The organism is Bacillus sp. FSL K6-2944 (assembly GCF_038005385.1).
GTDB classification, from domain to species: Bacteria; Bacillota; Bacilli; order Bacillales; family Bacillaceae_G; genus Bacillus_A; species Bacillus_A cereus.
On record NZ_JBBOTE010000003.1, the window covers coordinates 522,266 to 538,266 of the forward strand.

Below are 16,001 nucleotides of genomic sequence, written 5' to 3' on the forward strand. Positions count from 1 at the left end.
ATAGGTACAATATAAAGAGGAAAAGATGTAGAAGAGGAGAGTGTCATTTGAAAAAAGGAAAGATAGCGGCGGTCATTGTTGCATATACGGTTTTGCTTGCAACGTCTGTACATACGTATAAAAAACAAATTGATCATCCTATTATGAGTGATGTAGGTAAATTGCTTCCGACAAAAATAAAACGTGTTGAAAGTGCTACGGAAGAGCGCTCGTTAATAAAATTAGTGCGAGATGCAAAAGTTTCAGGAGAGAAAATTTCCATTGCAGGCATGCAACATAGCCAAGGAGGACAGACATATTATCCAAATGGCACGATGCTCGATATGAAAGGATATAATAAAATATTAGAATTTGATCCAGAGAAGAAGCAGATTACAGTTCAAAGTGGTGTCACGTGGAATGATATTCAGAAGAAAATAAATCCATATGGCCTTGCGGTACAGGTCATGCAGTCTCAAAATATTTTTACTGTTGGTGGTTCATTAAGTGTAAATGTACACGGGCGTGATATTCGTCATGAGGCACTAATTGATACAGTAGATTCATTTAGATTGTTAATGGCAGATGGTACGGTACGTAATGTAAGTAGAGAAGAAAATGCAGAGTTATTTCCATATGTCATTGGGGGTTACGGTTTATTTGGAGTTATTTTAGATGTGACGCTGAAGTTAACAGATGATGAATTATATGAAATGCACACGAGAATGATAGATTATAAAGAATACGTATCTTATTTCAAAGAGAAAGTGAAAAGAGATGAAAATGTTCGTATGCACTTAGCGCGTATTTCTGTTGCTCCAAATTCATTTTTAAAAGAGATGTATGTGACAGATTATACTTTGGCACAAAATCAAAATATGAGAGAAGAGTACAGTGAATTAAAGGAAGAAAATATTATAGCGGTACCGAAATTTTTACTTGGGTTATCACGTTATAGTGATTGGGGAAAGAATACGTTTTGGGATATACAAAGAGGTTATTTTGAACGTACAGATGGAAAGTATGAGACGCGTAATAATGTTATGAGATCAGATAGTGCTTTTATGGAATATGAAAATCCAAATAGGACCGAAGTGTTACAAGAATACTTTGTGCCTATAGATGCTTTCACGGAGTATATAGATGATTTACGTAACGTATTAAATGAAGAAGAGTTTAATTTACTCAACATTACGATTCGTTACGTGGAAAAGAATGAAAATGCAGTTTTGTCCTATGCGAAAGATGATATGTTTGCGCTGGTTCTTTTGATTAACCAGGGACGCTCAGAGAGTGAGATAAAGAAAACAGAGGATGTCATTCGGAAGATGATTGATGTTACTTTAAAGCATAACGGTAGTTACTATTTGCCGTACTATTCTTATCCAACGAAAGAGCAGTTAAAGAGGGCATATCCTCGTATTGAAGAATTTCTCAAGAAAAAGAAGGAAGTAGATTCAGAAGAGAGATTTGTGAATTTATTTTATAGGGAGTATACGAAATGACATATAGAAGATTTCTGGCTTCGCAAAGTATCATCATGATGGCAGGAAGTATGGTATTTCCTTTTTATATATTATTGCTTCGAAACATTGGAAATAGCTTCTCGCAATTTGGCTGGGCGTATGGCTTATTTGCTTTAACATCAGCACTTGTATATCCACTAGTGGGAAAGATATCTGATCAAGTAGGTGATAAAAAATTATTAATCATATACGCTTGGTCCATGGCAATCTTAATGCTTTGCTTTCCGATTGCCACGGAAGTATGGCATGTGTATATTCTTCAAATTGTAATGGGAGTTTTAGGTGCTGTGCAGCGTAATACTGAGAAGACTTCATTAGCACGAAAGGTTGCGCAGGAAAAGGCTGGTTATGAGATTGGAAAATACCATGTGTGGACATCCATTGGCGGAGCAGTAGCGGTTATTGCCACGGGATATTTAGTAGATTTCTTTACGATTGGTACAATTTTTTATATTGCATCTATTCTATATGTAGTGAGCGGGATTGTATTAAGTAGTAAAAAAATATAACTATTCCTATTTTCACCTTAATACCCTTTATTTGTTATACTAAAAGGGAATACAAAAGAAAAGGGGACAGTGCCTTTGATGAAATTTGTAGTTTTAGCTATTCTTACTTTGTTTTTGATTCCATGGACAAGAAGTAGTAGTAAGCTTCGAGCAGTGGATAAGAAGGGAGATAAGAAGGTTGTAAAGGGTAAGAAATCATCTATTTTAGTTATTCCTGTTTTATTTTGGATAGGTATTGCAATCTATGAATACTTTTGGCTAATTGATGATCGGGTAGACTCGATTCTTACTCATTATTCTGTTGCAGTAGCAATTTTAATTGGGCTTGTTTTATTTTCACAAGATCAAATAGGGAAATTAGAAGGTACATTAAAAGGACTTCTAATGTTTATTTTACTCGCAAGTTACGGCTACTTTGGTTATTTGCACGATATAGTAATCTCGCAAAAGAAATATGATTCTGTTGTTAAGGTAGAGAAAGATATTTCAGAGCCATTTACTGAAAATGACCAGCCGTTTACAGTGCCGCCAAAGACAGCGGAGAATAAGATGAAAAAAGTATTTGGTGATATTCCGAAAGTAGCTTATTTTGAGCTAGGAGAATTAACGCCACAAATGGTAAACGGCGAAGCTTTATATGTAGCGCCGATTGAAGTTTCAGGATTTTTTAAAGCGCGTAAAGCTGAGACAATTCCAGGGTATGTAACGATGTCAGGTACGAATCCTGATGCGGAAGCGAAACTGCACCTCGGTTATAAAATGAAATATGTGCCAAGCATGTTTTTTGGTAATAATTTAGAGCGTGTGGTAAGGCAAGCAGAACCAAATTTAATCTTTAAAGGAAAACCTAAATTTGAGGTTGATGATAAAGGAAAACCATATTATACAATGACGTATGGTGAATTTATTTCAGGAAGATCTGGATTTGAGGTAGAAGGTGTTGTCGTAGTAGATGCACAAACAGGTGAAGTGAAAAGATATGATAAAGGAAAGGCACCTAAATTTGTTGATGGTGTATTAAATCATGAGACTGCATCTACGTTAAATACGTACTTTGGTAAATATATTCACGGATTTTGGAATACGAAATTCTCACAAACAGATATGAAAATTCCGACTGAGTGGGGAACGAAAGAAGGCGTGACCCCGATCTTTGGTAAAGATGGAACACTGTATTATTTTACAGACTTTACTTCTCCAAAAGAAGGAGTAGATTCAGCCCTAGGCTATTCATTAGTAGATGCACGCACAGGCAAGCTATATTACTATAATGGACAAGAAGTAAAGGGGATTATGGATGGTTCAGCAGCTACAGAAGTAGTAGATAATTCCTTTAAGAGAGAGAAATGGCATGGGACAATGCCTGTCATTTATAACGTATACGGTAAACCAGCTTGGATTATTCCGGTTGTTGATGACGGAGGCCTAGTACGTGCACATACAGTTGTATATGCTGCTAATGCAAAAATATTTGCGACAGGTTCTTCGCAGAAAGAAGCGCTTGAGAATTATAAAAACGTAATGAGCGGTAATGGTGATACATTTAGACCAACCTCAACAGGAAAAGAAGCGCAAAAAGAAGGTATTGTACAACGTGTATATAAAGAAAAATCAGGTGAAAATACAATCGTGTACGTACTTTTAGAGAATGAACAAAAGGTATTTATGATACCGGTGAAGAAATTCCCATATGCTATGTTTACAGAAGTAGGAGACCCAATTCAAATTACATATTTAGATACGGGAGAGATGATGTCCTCAGTATCTAAATTTACGAATAGCAATGTGAAAAAGTAAAGCGATAGAATTTCTATCGCTTTTTTTACATTATGAAAGAGGAAAACGCGCTGTACTTGACGTATGTTTATGATGTAACTATAATTGTTACGATTCAGTTTGTATAGGAAAGGGTGAATTGAAAAAGTGAATGAAGTTAATCACGAAATATATAAACCTGTAAAGGCAAACAGGTTATGGATGATTCTTGTATTAGGAACACTTACGGCGATTGGACCATTATCTATTGATATGTATTTGCCTTCATTACCGAAGTTAACGGATGATTTGCAAACAGGTGCATCCCTCGCGCAGCTTACATTAACAGCTTGTTTGCTTGGGCTGTCAGTAGGACAATTATTTGTTGGCTCAATTAGTGATATTTACGGAAGACGCAAACCTCTTATTATTGCTCTTATTATTTATGTTGCTTCTTCTTTACTTTGTGCTGTTGCGCCATCTATTTGGACATTAGTGTTATTGCGCTTCCTACAAGGAGCTTCAGGATCAGCCGGGATTGTTATATCACGTGCGATGGTACGTGATATGTATTCAGGTTCTGAAATGACGAAGTTTTTCTCACTGCTTATGTTAGTAAACGGAGCAGCACCTATTTTGGCACCGATTATTGGGGGGCAATTATTACAGTTTACAACGTGGCGCGGTGTTTTCATCGTTCTTGGAGCAATTAGTGTATTCATGTTAATCTCAGCTACTTTTGTATTGCGTGAAACATTACCTCCTGAAGAAAGAGAAACGGGTGGTTTGTCAGGGACTTTGGCGACGTACGGAAAATTGTTAAAGGACCGTCTGTTTATGGGATATGCATTGTCACAAGGATTAGTAACAGCGGCAATGTTTGCATACATTTCGGGCTCACCATTTGTGTTGCAGAACATATACGGAGCATCACCACAGCAATTTAGTTTATTCTTTGCGATTAACGGCATCGGTATTATTATTGCTAGTCAGGTAACGGGTCGTTTAGCGGGGAAAGTGAATGAGAAGACATTATTTGTTGCTGGTATTATTATCGCAGCTGTTGGTGGCCTATCTTTACTACTGACAATCGTACTAGGAATAGGTTTAATCGGTGTTTTATGTTCGTTATTCCTTGTCGTATCAAGTGTCGGGGTTGTATCAACAACTGGGTTTTCATTAGCGATGAGAAATCAGAAACAAGCTGCAGGAACAGCATCAGCTTTATTAGGCTTATTACAGTTCATTTCAGGAGCTCTTGTTGCGCCGCTAGTAGGTATCGGTGGAAGTAATACAGCATTACCGATGGGGGTTGTTATTGCGCTTTGTGAAGTAGGAGCAGTGTTATGTTATCTATTTATGGCCAGAAGAAGTGAGAAGCAGTTTGAACTGCAGCAAAAACAAAATTTAGAGGCTTAACAAAAAAGAACTGATTCAAAGGGAATGTTTGAATCAGTTCTTTTTTTCATTTCTTTGAAATACCTCATACATATTATTCATGATCGTATCATATAAAACAGCAAGTTTATCCCACACCCAGCGATTACTATCGACTTCTTTTTCCCCACAGTCGATAATATCGGTATGGTCAGTAATTTTATACGCTTTTTTAACGATAATAGGAGCAATCTTCGGTATACGTGGGATTTCCTTTAAGGTATCTGCAAAGTTTCCAATGTAGACATGACCGATGATTTCGATTGTTAATGATTTATCCGATATATTGAGCACGGTATGAAATTGATTTGTATGTTGTTGTTTTAAATATTGAGCTAACTTAAATGGAGCATGCTTCTTCTTTAATACGCGGCGAAGGCTCTCTGTATTTTCGATATGAAGTGATTTTTCGCGAATAAGGACACGAATATCTTCTCCCATAAAAAGTATTGTGTTGTACATAGATGATTCTCCTTAAAACCTTACATATGTTTGCGTTATGCATATGTAAGTCTAGCATGGTTTGTTCTTTATGTGTGCTTACAGTTTTGTAAGATAATATGAAGCGACCTCCTAGATTATCAAGTCAGGGATTTTAACCCATAATAATGAATGAAAACATTATGAATGGGGTTATACCCTATGATAATAGGAGGCCACTATGGAAAATATAATCTATATTGGGATGGATGTCCACAAGGAAAGTTTTAGCTTATGTGCACTACACGGAACAACTGGGGAAATTGTAAGAGAAGCACGATGTGCTTCAAATGTATCTCTCGTAAAAAAATTCGTTGAGAAACTGAAAACAAAATATGGTGAAGATATAAAAATTAAAGCTGGATATGAGGCTGGTTGTTTAGGGTATTCACTTCATAATCTTCTTGAACAAAATGGAATTGATTGTGATATTTTAGCTCCCACAACAATGTACAGTTCATCAAAAAATAAAATGGTTAAAAATGATAAATTCGATGCCAAAATGATTGCTCTTAATTTAGCAAATGGCACCTATAAAGAAGTATATGTTCCAGAAGAAGAGGATGTTGCCGTGAAAGAGTATATCCGCATGTTAGGTGATTTTAAAACATCTTTGAAAAAAATAAAACAACAGATAAAAGCATTCCTTTTAAGGCATGGCTATGTGTATGAAGGGAAATCAAGCTGGACAATCGCTTATATGAAATGGTTAAAGAATCTTGATCTACAAGGATTATTCAAAGAAACGTTAGGCGAATACCTATTACAGTATGATGTTCTAGTCGATAAAATTGAGCGGTTCAGTCTGAGATTAGAAGAATTATCTCATCGTGAAAGGTACGAAGAACCAATCGCAAATTTAAGATGCTTAAAAGGTATAGATACAACATCGGCAATGACTGTTCATGTGGAAATTGCAGACTTCACTCGTTTTCCCACGGCTAAAGCATTTATGGCTTATGTAGGATTGACACCAAGCGAAAGCTCAAGTGGAGAAAAAATCAGTCGACGTTCGATTACAAAACAAGGAAATTCGACCGTTAGGTCTACTCTTGTAGAATGTGCAAATGCGTTGGTAAAAGGAACAATCGGATTAAAATCGAAGCGAGTGAAAGCAAGACAAAAAGGGCAACGAAGCGAAGTGATTGCTTATGCGGATCAGGCTGTAGAAAGGTTACAAAGAAAATATTATCGCATGATATATCAAGGGAAACCTAGAAATGTTGCCGTTACAGCTATCGCAAGAGAACTGGGGTGTTTTATATGGGGATTAGAAACAGGTAAAATTCACCGAAAATAAAGAGGGAAGGATATGAAGTTGATTGATTCATTCATAGTTAGAAACCAAAGGTATCAATTGATGGCATAGATGAGCTTCAGAGATAGTGAATTACAGGTCTGGCTATCTATGACTCACCTCTTCTGGCATGGCTGAAATTCTGATAAACAAGCTATTTATTAGAATTTGAAAAGGTGTGATCCACGCAGTGAGATTATAAGAGCCTAACGACGAACCATTAACCTGAGGTAACCAATCCACGAATAACAGAGTGGTTAACTGTCGATAGATCTTATTTCTGAAGCTTTTGTATGCCATCAAGAAAAATATTATGGGTGAAAAACTATTGACAAAGGTCACTTCATAACAGGTGAGTAGTAAAGCATTGCAAAAGTTATTTGTATAAAGTGACGATACTGTGACAAACATGTTGGTATATATATTACGATGTCGTCTTAAGTGTAAAAAGTAGGGCGTTCTCGGTATAATAACAAGTGGAGATAAAAGAAACTATAATGAGTAATAGCTGTAGATAAAAGGAGAAGAAGAGATGAAGAAGGTTTTGGGTATTGCTGTAATGGGAAGTATGCTCCTTCTAGCAGGGTGTAATGGAAATAAAGATACGAAAGAAAAGGTAGAGCAATCTACTGAACAAACAGAAGAGATGAAAGAATACCGTGCAGTACATGAAAAATACGATATAAAAATCAATAAAGAAATTAATAAAGCACTGCAGTTATTTGAAGTGGCAAAAGAAAAGGGCGGTAAGGAAATAACGAATGCTACATATAAAGAAGATGTGCAAAAGGTAACAACTAGCATGTTAGAAGATATTGATCATATACGTAAAGAAATTCGTGTTCCAAAATCGAAAGAGCAAGAACATGAGGTATATGTTGGTTTCTTGAATGAATCAGAACAAGCAATGAAAAAATTACAGAAGTTAGCTAAAGAAGAAGATTCATCGTTGATTCGTGATATAGAAATTAATTTTGCAACAGCATCGACATACTATAAACGTTTTCAAGCAGAAACGAAAAAATAACCTTGCCTATGCAAGGTTATTTTTTCTTCTTGCCATCTCCATCTTCATCCTCGGATACTAATATCTTCTGTTCTTCGTGAAATTCGGAAATAGTTTGCCCGGTAATATTATCGAAAGGGGTATAAAAAGAAGTGATACTTTTCTTTTTGATGAAGAGTTTGTAGAAGCCGATGATGACAAGTATAACGATTGTTAAGGGTAATCCTATAGTAGCTAGAAGTAAGGGGTCCATCTTATAACTCCTTTCATATCTTTTTTTATTATAAGCGAAATACGATATAGATAAATAAAAGTATTAAAAACTGATTTTTCTAAATATATCCAATTTGATTGACTTTTCATTTTTTCAGAATTATAATTCGAAATATACAATTTGAACCAAATAATAATATAGCAATTTACTTATCCAGAGAGGTAGAGGGACTGGCCCTATGACACCTCAGCAGCGGGTTCTGTAATAGGAACACCGTGCTAATTCCAGCAAGCAAGTCTTGAAAGATAAGTGATGGGCCTTTGTTTATTAAGCCTTGATCTTATTTTTTAAGATCAAGGCTTTTTGTATTCTAAAAAGAGAAAAGGGAGTAATGGAAAAAGTACGTTTATAAAACTAAGTAAATATATGTGTTTAGGGGGTTATTGGGGTGTATGTAATTAAAAAATTATCAGTTATGGTGTTCACGCTATGGGTTATTACGACGGTGACATTTCTAATTATGCATATTATTCCGGGGGATCCATTTTCATCAGATGCAAAAATCTTTCCTGAAGAAGTGATCCAAAACATGAGAGCGAAGTATCACCTTGATGAACCGTTATGGAATCAATATGTTGCTTATTTAGACGGCGTAGTTCATTTTGATTTTGGTGAATCTGTTCAATCAACCGGGCAAGGTGTATCAGAAATTATAACAACTGGTTTTGGTCCATCAGCAATTATTGGTTTACAAGCACTTATTATTTCATTGCTAGTCGGAATTGCTGCAGGTACATTTGCTGCTCTCTATCATGGGAAGGTAATTGATTACGGTGTAAGTTTACTTGCCATCCTCGGTATTTCTATTCCGAGCTTTATTTTAGCACCACTATTTATACAAGTATTGGCTATTCAATTCGAGCTCTTACCAGTAGCTGCTTGGGGTACATTTGAACATACGGTATTGCCATCCTTTGCATTAGCGTTAGGACCAATCGCAGTGATTACAAGATTTGTTCGCTCTAATATGATCGAAGTACTGCAGAGTGATTATATTAAGTTAGCGAGAGCGAAAGGTATACCGATTAAGAAGATTATTATAAGACATGCTCTTCGAAATGCAATTGTTCCGGTACTTACATTTGTTGGACCATTAATGGCGGGACTTTTAACAGGTACTTTCGTTATTGAAAAGATTTTTTCAATTCCTGGTCTCGGAAAATATTTTGTAGATAGTATTTTTAATCGAGATTATCCAGTGATTATGGGAACAACCATTTTTTATAGTGCACTTTTAATTGTATGTATTTTTATTACAGATATTATTCATCGTATTGTTGATCCACGTATTCGTTCTATTACGTAAGGAGGGGGATGTTTAGATGGGAGCTTATGAAATTAATGACCAGTTATTAACAAATGAAGAGAAGAAAGAATTAACGATAAATAAAGATCAGCAAAAGATTAGCCGAAAGAAAGAAGTGTTTCGTAAGTTTGTATCGAATCCAATCGCAGTTTTAGGATCAGTGACGTTATTACTCATTATTGTTTTCTCACTTGTTGGTGAAAGTTTAACGCCATTTACTGCGAGTGAACAAGTAAAAGAGGCAACAAACTTACCACCTAGTAGTGAGCATTGGTTCGGAACAGATGATTTGGGAAGAGATATATGGGCACGTACTTGGGCTGGCGGGAAAATTTCATTAACAGTTGGATTAGTGGCAGCTGCTCTTGATATAGGACTTGGTGTGCTAATCGGAGGATTTAGTGGATATGTGAGAGGGCGCAATCGCCTTGGGACATTAATTGATGAGTGGATTATACGAGGAATCGAAGTGTTATACGGTATCCCGTATTTATTAATTGTTATTTTACTATTAATTGTTATGAAACCAGGTCTTTTTACCATTATCATCGCCCTTGCATTAACAGGATGGATTGGTATGGCACGTCTCGTTAGGGCGCAAGTCTTATCTTTAAAACAAAGAGAGTTTGTTATTGCAGCGGAGCGATTAGGTACATCCCATATGAAAATTATATACGGGCATTTAATTCCGAACTTAACGGGCATTATTATCGTAAATTTATCATTTACAATTCCCGCAGCTATTTTCTCAGAATCATTTTTAAGCTTTATCGGACTAGGAGTGCAATCACCGGCAGCAAGCTGGGGGACGATGACGAATGATGCACTTGGGACATTATTGAGTGGAGAATGGTGGCAGCTATTCTTCCCAGCAATCATGATTGCGCTCATTATGTTCGCATTTAATGCGATTGGTGATGGTTTACAAGATGCAATTGATCCAAAAATCGTAAAACGGAATCGAAAGGAGAAAAAACATGGGACAGCTCTTATCTTTAGAAAACGTAACGTTAGCCGTTGAAAAAGAGAATAGTAACCAAGCAATTGTTAAGCATGTTTCCTTTTCTATTAGCGAAGGTGAAATAGTTGCACTTGTAGGAGAAAGTGGTTCAGGGAAAAGTGTTACAGCACAATCTATTATCGGCTTAAATCAAGAATCAATTCATATTGATGATGGAAATATATCTTTTGAATCAAAGGAATTAACGAATCTACAAGAATCAGAATGGAATCAAATTCGAGGGAAAGATATTTCGTTTATCTTTCAAGACCCACTTTCATCTTTAAATCCGACGATGAAGGTGGGAAGGCAAATTACAGAGGTGATTTTGCAACACGAAAAGAAATCGAAAAAAGAAGCAAAAGAAATTGCGATTAACTTATTAAATGATTTAGGGATACATGAAGCAGAGAAACGCTTTGAACAGTACCCACATCAATTAAGCGGAGGCATGAGGCAACGTATTTGTTTAGCAATCGCATTTGCCTGCCACCCCAAACTCGTTATTGCGGATGAACCTACGACAGCATTAGATGTAACAATTCAAAAGCAAATTATGGAGTTATTAAAGGAAAGAAAGGAAAAGCAAAATACGAGTATTTTACTAATTACGCACGATTTAGCACTTGTACGTGAAGTAGCGGATCGAGTAGTTGTGATGTATGGAGGACGTGTTGTTGAAAAAGGAACGATAGAGGAAGTGATAGGTTCCCCTAAACATCCATACACAAAAAGCTTATTACAAGCAATTCCGAATATGGATGATTCTGAAAAAGTATTACGTGCAATAGAAGGGACGACACCTTCCATTGAGACGTTAAATAGCTTTGGTTGTCCTTTTGTAAATCGTTGTCCAGTAGCGATAAAAGAATGTATTCATCGTTTCCCAGAGAGAACAACATATTCCAAGGAGCATAGTTCACATTGCTGGCAACATGTTCTGGAGCATAATAAAGCGAAATCAAAAGAGAAGGTGAATGCCTCATGACGACAGATTTAATTACTGTAAAGCAAGTAACGAAAACGTATGGAAGTAAAAATAAAGAAATCGCAGCGTTAAAAGACATATCACTTTCTATCCCGAAAGGAACAACGCTTGGCATTATTGGAGAAAGTGGTTCAGGAAAAACAACACTTGGTAAGCTCATAGCTGGGATTGAGAGCCCAACGTCTGGTGAAATTGATTATAACGGTCAAGTCGTTCACAAGTTGAAGGCAACTCATAAACGTGATTTCTTACAGAAAGTACAGTTTATTTTTCAAGATTCCACAGCAGCATTAAATCCGCGCTGGAAAGTACGCGATAGCGTAACGGAAGGCTATATTTCATTTGGTTTAGGTGATAAAGGATTGAAAGATAAAGTAGCAGGTGATGCGCTAGAGCGTGTTGGGTTAGATAGACGATATATTGATCGCTATCCGCACGAATTTAGCGGAGGACAACGTCAACGAATTGCTATTGCAAGAGCGTTATTGTGTGAGCCGGAAGTATTAATTCTTGATGAACCAATTTCGGCATTAGATGTTTCGCTTCAAATCCAAATTGTGCACTTGCTGCAAAAAATTCAAAAGGAACAAGGTTATACATATTTATTTATCGCGCACGATTTACCGATGGTTCACTATTTATGTGAAAAAGTAGCTGTCTTATACAAAGGAGAACTTGTTGAATTTGGAAATACGGACGAAGTATTCCGTAATCCACAACATTCTTATACAAAAACACTATTGGCATCAACACCAAAAATTTCAGGTTAAAGGAGAATGTAGGATGAAGAAGTTTTTACTGTTTGTCATTATGACTGTTTTAGCAATTACTTCTGTCGCTTGCGGTAAGAAAGAGACACAAAAGGCGAGTGCTGGTAAGGGAGAAGGAGATCGATTAGTAACGAATATTGGTAGCGATCCATATACACTTGATTCCGCTATTGCGACAGATAGTACTTCAGGTTATGTAATTGGACATTTATTCTCAAGCTTATATACGCAAGATAGTGATGGAAAATATCAAAATGAATTAGCAGAGAAAGAAGAAGTAAATGCTGATGGAACTGAGTATACAATTCATTTAAAGAAAGATATTAAATGGTCAGATGGTTCTCCTATTACAGCAAATGATTTTGAATTTGCGTGGAAGCGATTATTAAATCCGAAAACGGGTTCTATGAATGCGACAGAAATGTATTTTATTAAAGGGGCAGAGGCATACAATACTGGAAAAGGTGAAGAAGGACAAGTTGGTATTCAAGTTGTTGATCCTCAAACATTAAAGGTAACACTTGAGCACCCAGTGTCTTCCATTAAACAAAAATTAGCAAGCTCATTATTCATTCCATTATCAAAAAAATCAATTGATGATAATAATAAATTAAAAACAGATCCAAAAGAGTTAATTACGAACGGACCATTCACATTAAAAGAATGGAAGCATAATCAGGCTATTACGGTACAAAAAAATAAAGAATACTATGATAAAAAGGTAACATTAAAAGAAATTGAGTTTCGTATTATTCCAGATTCTAAAACAGCGTACCAATTATACAAATCAAAAGAATTAGATTTACTAAGTAGTTTACCGCAAGAAATGATTGAGAAAGAAAAAGGAAATAAAGAATATAAACGTGTTGCAGGATTTTCATCTTATATTTATTCGTTTAACGTAGAAAAAGAGCCGTTCACAAATGCGAAAGTACGTAAAGCATTCTCATTAGCAGTTGATCGTAAGTTTATTGTTGAAAAACTGTATAAAAACAATGCACAAGAAGCAAATGCATTCGTTCCAGAAGGAGCAAAAACACAAAGTGGGCGTGATTTCCGTAAAGAAAAAGGTGGTTACGTTAAATTTGATCCAGCAGAAGCGAAAAAATTATTAGAAGAAGGTATGAAAGAACAAGGCTGGTCTACATTACCTGAAGTAACATTAAAATTCACTACAGATACACAACATAAAAAAGTAGCAGAAGCAATGCAAGAAATGTTTAAGAAAAATCTTGGCGTAGATATTAAATTAGAAAATAAAGAGTGGAAGAGTTACATCGACACATATAAGCAAAGTGATTTCCAATTAGCTTATATGGGATGGGGCGGTTCTCTATTAGACCCAATTACTAAATTAGATTTATATGCAGGTGATGGTCCAAACAATTATGCAAAATGGCATAATAAAGAATTTGATGCTTTAGTGAAGGAAGCAGAAGTAGAACAAAATGAAGATAAGCGTTTTGATTTATTGCATAAAGCGGAAGATATTATGTTTACAGATTCACCATTAATTCCAATTATATTCCCGTCGGATTCCTATTTACAAAAACAAACGGTATCTGGACTTCAATATTATGTTGGATCTAAACCAGATTTAAGATATGCAAAAATAAAGAAGTAGGCAACCGCCTACTTCTTTATTTTATTTCTCTTTTATATTCTTTTTTCGTTCCATCAGAGAAGACAACTTCTAAATCGAATTTTTGATAGTCTTTATCAAGTTTGAACACGTTCACTACTTGATCGATTACTTCTTGATCAGGAGTATCTTTATCAAATTTTAATTCTTGTAGAAGTGGGCTTAATTTTGTGATAGCCTCGTCTCCTGTTAATTTTACATCTGCTTTATGATCTTCAATTTTTGCTTCCATTTTCTTGTCAGCTGCTACATTTTTATAGTCTGCTTCGTAGTCTTTCTTTGTATCTTGGTAGTCTGCCTTTAAATCGAATTCATTGAAGTTTAGTTTTAAATCTGCAGGAGCCTCATTTTTTGCTTCTTCAGTCGTCTTTTTATTAGAAGTTGTGTCTTCTTTGGCAGGAGCTTTACATCCTGTTAATGCAGGTACTAGCATAAGAGCTAATAAAACTGATAGTAGAATTCTCATTATAAATTCCTCCTTATGTAAATTCGTTCTATACAAGTTTTTCCCAAAAACATGTAATTATGTATGTGTTGAAAATAAATTATTATCCTGCAGTCACAAGGACTAATCCGCAATTTAAATCAAAAACGATTTGTATGTATATGGTAAATTGAAGTTGTGAGGGAGGGGCTAAAATGCATGAAGAATATAAAGAGATAATAAAAAAATCAATTGAATATATAGAGAATCACTTACATGAGGAGCTTACAACAGAAAGAGTGGCATCCCACAGTGCAGTATCGATGTACCATTTTCATCGCATCTTTCAAAGATATGTTGGGATGAGTGTAACAGATTATATTCGAAAGAGAAGGTTAACTCATGCTGCGCAAGTTTTAGTGTCAACGGAGAGAGCTGTTATTGATATTGCAGTGCAATACGGTTTTTCCTCACAAGAGGCATTTACGAGAGCTTTTAAAAGAATGTTTCAATTGCCACCAAAGAAATATCGAAAGTACTTTCAGTCATTTTATATAGAAAGAGAGGGTGTTTCAATGCAAAAAGGTATACCGAAAGGATGGATCTTAAGTGGAAGTCATCCTGCTGAATATGAGATGGGTTTAGATTATGAAGTTGTCCATCAAGGAAAAGTATCTGCATACATAAAAGCAAAAGAGAATGTTACGCATGGAGGATTTTCAACATTAATGCAAATGTTCCGAGCGGATAAATATGTAGGGAAGAGATTACGTTTTACAGCATTTATTAAGAGTGAAAATGTAAGAGATTGGGCAGGATTGTGGATGCGAGTAGATGGAAAAGATACAGAACCGCTCGCTATGGATAATATGCAAAATCGCCCCATTAAAAATACGAATAACTGGCAATCGTACTCGGTTGTATTAGATATAAAAGAAGAAGCACTTGGTATTGCATTTGGTGTTTTATTATCAGGAGAAGGTTGTGTGTGGCTAGATAGTATTCGATTTGATGAAGTAGATGAAAAAATCCCTTCAACAGATTTGGCAGAGAACTTTTATGAAACACTTTTAGAAGATCCGGTGAATCTACAGTTTGAAGAAGTAGAAAAATAAAAACAAGGAGAAAAGATATGCTCAAATATGTAAAACTAATAAGTATTAGTTTAGTAATATCGTCTTGTATTATGGGAATTAATTATTTAGTTAGCTATCTTTGGTCAGGGCATATACCTTCTTTGACGTGGAGAACATATTTGATGTTTGTGTTTATATTTATGATGAGTTTTGGTTCAATGCAAAAAGAAGGAAAAGAGGATTATTGACAATAGTCTTTTTCGCCTTTCTTTCATTAACACAAATGGTTGTAACTGTGCCACATGAAATGCTTTCTAAAACATATCAAACAATTAGTGAATTATTTCCTGCAACATATGCAGCGAATGGCTATTATACAATAATATTTGGAGGAGTTAGTTTAGAGAGAAATATTATTTCATTATTAGTTATTGTATTGGTTACACAATCAGTAGCAGTGATGACTTTAGCTATAAAAGGAATGGTAAAGGGAAGAAGAAGCTCTGTAGTTAAAGAAGTATAAAATAAAAAG

General features: G+C 35.6%; 17 protein-coding genes and 1 riboswitch. Of the genes, 14 read left to right on the forward strand and 3 right to left on the reverse strand.

Annotated elements, in window-relative coordinates; translation table 11 throughout:
• Positions 1 to 47: 47 nt before the first annotated feature.
• From MHH55_RS29240 to MHH55_RS29255, 4 genes are all read left to right on the forward strand, one after another.
• Positions 48 to 1,484 (forward strand): FAD-binding oxidoreductase, encoded by a 1,437-nt coding sequence (locus MHH55_RS29240; protein WP_000715436.1) that lies wholly within the window; start codon positions 48 to 50, stop codon positions 1,482 to 1,484.
• Positions 1,481 to 2,014 (forward strand): MFS transporter, encoded by a 534-nt coding sequence (locus MHH55_RS29245; protein ID WP_078186937.1) that lies wholly within the window; start codon positions 1,481 to 1,483, stop codon positions 2,012 to 2,014. Before MHH55_RS29240 ends, MHH55_RS29245 begins: the two co-directional genes overlap by 4 nt.
• A 78-nt stretch (positions 2,015 to 2,092) precedes the next feature.
• Positions 2,093 to 3,811 (forward strand): DUF3981 domain-containing protein, encoded by a 1,719-nt coding sequence (locus tag MHH55_RS29250; protein ID WP_078186936.1) that lies wholly within the window; start codon positions 2,093 to 2,095, stop codon positions 3,809 to 3,811.
• Positions 3,812 to 3,928: 117 nt separating this feature from the next.
• Positions 3,929 to 5,188, forward strand: a complete 1,260-nt coding sequence (locus tag MHH55_RS29255; protein ID WP_224200803.1) for a multidrug effflux MFS transporter — start codon at positions 3,929 to 3,931, stop codon at positions 5,186 to 5,188.
• Positions 5,189 to 5,221: 33 nt separating this feature from the next.
• Here the strand turns inward: MHH55_RS29255 and MHH55_RS29260 are convergent, their stop codons facing one another.
• Positions 5,222 to 5,668, reverse strand: a complete 447-nt coding sequence (locus MHH55_RS29260; RefSeq protein ID WP_078186935.1) for a hypothetical protein — start codon at positions 5,666 to 5,668, stop codon at positions 5,222 to 5,224.
• 199 nt (positions 5,669 to 5,867) lie between these two features.
• Here MHH55_RS29260 and MHH55_RS29265 point away from each other — a divergent pair, with 199 nt between their 5' ends.
• Together MHH55_RS29265 and MHH55_RS29270 are read left to right on the forward strand one after the other, a co-directional pair.
• Positions 5,868 to 6,986 carry an IS110 family transposase gene (locus MHH55_RS29265; RefSeq protein ID WP_340880263.1) on the forward strand — a complete coding sequence of 373 codons (1,119 nt, stop codon included), beginning with the start codon at positions 5,868 to 5,870 and terminating at the stop codon, positions 6,984 to 6,986.
• 529 nt (positions 6,987 to 7,515) lie between these two features.
• Positions 7,516 to 8,010, forward strand: a complete 495-nt coding sequence (locus tag MHH55_RS29270) for a hypothetical protein (RefSeq protein WP_000756541.1) — start codon at positions 7,516 to 7,518, stop codon at positions 8,008 to 8,010.
• Between the two features lie 16 nt (positions 8,011 to 8,026).
• On the opposite strand, the gene MHH55_RS29275 is transcribed toward MHH55_RS29270, so the two are convergent.
• Entirely contained in the window at positions 8,027 to 8,242 is a 216-nt protein-coding gene (locus MHH55_RS29275) for a DUF3951 domain-containing protein (protein WP_000371388.1), read from the reverse strand.
• A 167-nt stretch (positions 8,243 to 8,409) separates the two neighbouring features.
• A riboswitch (SAM riboswitch) is annotated at positions 8,410 to 8,515 on the forward strand.
• A 136-nt stretch (positions 8,516 to 8,651) separates the two neighbouring features.
• Between MHH55_RS29275 and MHH55_RS29280 the strand changes: the two genes are divergently transcribed.
• From MHH55_RS29280 to MHH55_RS29300, 5 genes are read left to right on the forward strand one after another with little or no spacing between them, the layout of a single operon-like run.
• Complete coding sequence (locus MHH55_RS29280; RefSeq protein ID WP_078187350.1) at positions 8,652 to 9,569, forward strand: ABC transporter permease; 918 nt, start codon at positions 8,652 to 8,654, stop codon at positions 9,567 to 9,569.
• 16 nt (positions 9,570 to 9,585) lie between these two features.
• A complete protein-coding gene (locus MHH55_RS29285) occupies positions 9,586 to 10,590 on the forward strand; it encodes an ABC transporter permease (RefSeq protein ID WP_000501525.1) in 1,005 nt (334 codons plus the stop codon).
• The gene (locus MHH55_RS29290; protein WP_000531264.1) at positions 10,547 to 11,557 is read left to right on the forward strand and encodes an ABC transporter ATP-binding protein; all 1,011 of its coding nucleotides are present in this window, start codon (positions 10,547 to 10,549) and stop codon (positions 11,555 to 11,557) included. The genes MHH55_RS29285 and MHH55_RS29290 overlap by 44 nt, the downstream gene beginning before the upstream one ends.
• On the forward strand, positions 11,554 to 12,327 hold the full coding sequence (locus tag MHH55_RS29295; RefSeq protein ID WP_000205673.1) for an ABC transporter ATP-binding protein: 774 nt from the start codon (positions 11,554 to 11,556) through the stop codon (positions 12,325 to 12,327). The genes MHH55_RS29290 and MHH55_RS29295 overlap by 4 nt, the downstream gene beginning before the upstream one ends.
• Positions 12,328 to 12,340: 13 nt before the next feature.
• Positions 12,341 to 13,951, forward strand: coding sequence for a peptide ABC transporter substrate-binding protein (locus MHH55_RS29300; RefSeq protein WP_025690493.1), 1,611 nt, complete (start codon positions 12,341 to 12,343; stop codon positions 13,949 to 13,951).
• 16 nt (positions 13,952 to 13,967) lie between these two features.
• Here MHH55_RS29300 and MHH55_RS29305 read toward each other — a convergent pair whose 3' ends face one another.
• Positions 13,968 to 14,435, reverse strand: a complete 468-nt coding sequence (locus MHH55_RS29305) for a YusW family protein (protein WP_001221552.1) — start codon at positions 14,433 to 14,435, stop codon at positions 13,968 to 13,970.
• Between the two features lie 173 nt (positions 14,436 to 14,608).
• On the opposite strand from MHH55_RS29305, the gene MHH55_RS29310 reads away from it, so the two are divergent.
• Genes MHH55_RS29310 through MHH55_RS29320 form a run of 3 tightly spaced genes read left to right on the forward strand, consistent with a single transcriptional unit; the run spans position 14,609 to position 15,992 of the window.
• Complete coding sequence (locus tag MHH55_RS29310) at positions 14,609 to 15,508, forward strand: helix-turn-helix transcriptional regulator (protein ID WP_000544202.1); 900 nt, start codon at positions 14,609 to 14,611, stop codon at positions 15,506 to 15,508.
• 17 nt (positions 15,509 to 15,525) lie between these two features.
• Positions 15,526 to 15,717 carry a hypothetical protein gene (locus tag MHH55_RS29315; RefSeq protein ID WP_000922547.1) on the forward strand — a complete coding sequence of 64 codons (192 nt, stop codon included), beginning with the start codon at positions 15,526 to 15,528 and terminating at the stop codon, positions 15,715 to 15,717.
• Positions 15,714 to 15,992: a hypothetical protein gene (locus MHH55_RS29320; RefSeq protein ID WP_000156944.1), complete on the forward strand. Its 279-nt coding sequence runs from the start codon at positions 15,714 to 15,716 to the stop codon at positions 15,990 to 15,992. The genes MHH55_RS29315 and MHH55_RS29320 overlap by 4 nt, the downstream gene beginning before the upstream one ends.
• Positions 15,993 to 16,001 lie beyond the last annotated feature (9 nt).

What these genes read in the sequence shown, in the direction of transcription:
- MHH55_RS29300 (WP_025690493.1), top strand. Translation starts at nt 12,341, where the DNA reads ATGAAGAAGTTTTTACTGTTTGTCATTATGACTGTTTTAGCAATTACT.
- MHH55_RS29285 (WP_000501525.1), top strand. Translation starts at nt 9,586, where the DNA reads ATGGGAGCTTATGAAATTAATGACCAGTTATTAACAAATGAAGAGAAG.
- MHH55_RS29270 (WP_000756541.1), top strand. Translation starts at nt 7,516, where the DNA reads ATGAAGAAGGTTTTGGGTATTGCTGTAATGGGAAGTATGCTCCTTCTA.
- MHH55_RS29305 (WP_001221552.1), bottom strand. Translation starts at nt 14,435, where the DNA reads ATGAGAATTCTACTATCAGTTTTATTAGCTCTTATGCTAGTACCTGCA.
- MHH55_RS29265 (WP_340880263.1), top strand. Translation starts at nt 5,868, where the DNA reads ATGGAAAATATAATCTATATTGGGATGGATGTCCACAAGGAAAGTTTT.
- MHH55_RS29250 (WP_078186936.1), top strand. Translation starts at nt 2,093, where the DNA reads ATGAAATTTGTAGTTTTAGCTATTCTTACTTTGTTTTTGATTCCATGG.
- MHH55_RS29315 (WP_000922547.1), top strand. Translation starts at nt 15,526, where the DNA reads ATGCTCAAATATGTAAAACTAATAAGTATTAGTTTAGTAATATCGTCT.
- MHH55_RS29245 (WP_078186937.1), top strand. Translation starts at nt 1,481, where the DNA reads ATGACATATAGAAGATTTCTGGCTTCGCAAAGTATCATCATGATGGCA.
- MHH55_RS29275 (WP_000371388.1), bottom strand. Translation starts at nt 8,242, where the DNA reads ATGGACCCCTTACTTCTAGCTACTATAGGATTACCCTTAACAATCGTT.
- MHH55_RS29310 (WP_000544202.1), top strand. Translation starts at nt 14,609, where the DNA reads ATGCATGAAGAATATAAAGAGATAATAAAAAAATCAATTGAATATATA.
- MHH55_RS29295 (WP_000205673.1), top strand. Translation starts at nt 11,554, where the DNA reads ATGACGACAGATTTAATTACTGTAAAGCAAGTAACGAAAACGTATGGA.
- MHH55_RS29290 (WP_000531264.1), top strand. Translation starts at nt 10,547, where the DNA reads ATGGGACAGCTCTTATCTTTAGAAAACGTAACGTTAGCCGTTGAAAAA.
- MHH55_RS29260 (WP_078186935.1), bottom strand. Translation starts at nt 5,668, where the DNA reads ATGTACAACACAATACTTTTTATGGGAGAAGATATTCGTGTCCTTATT.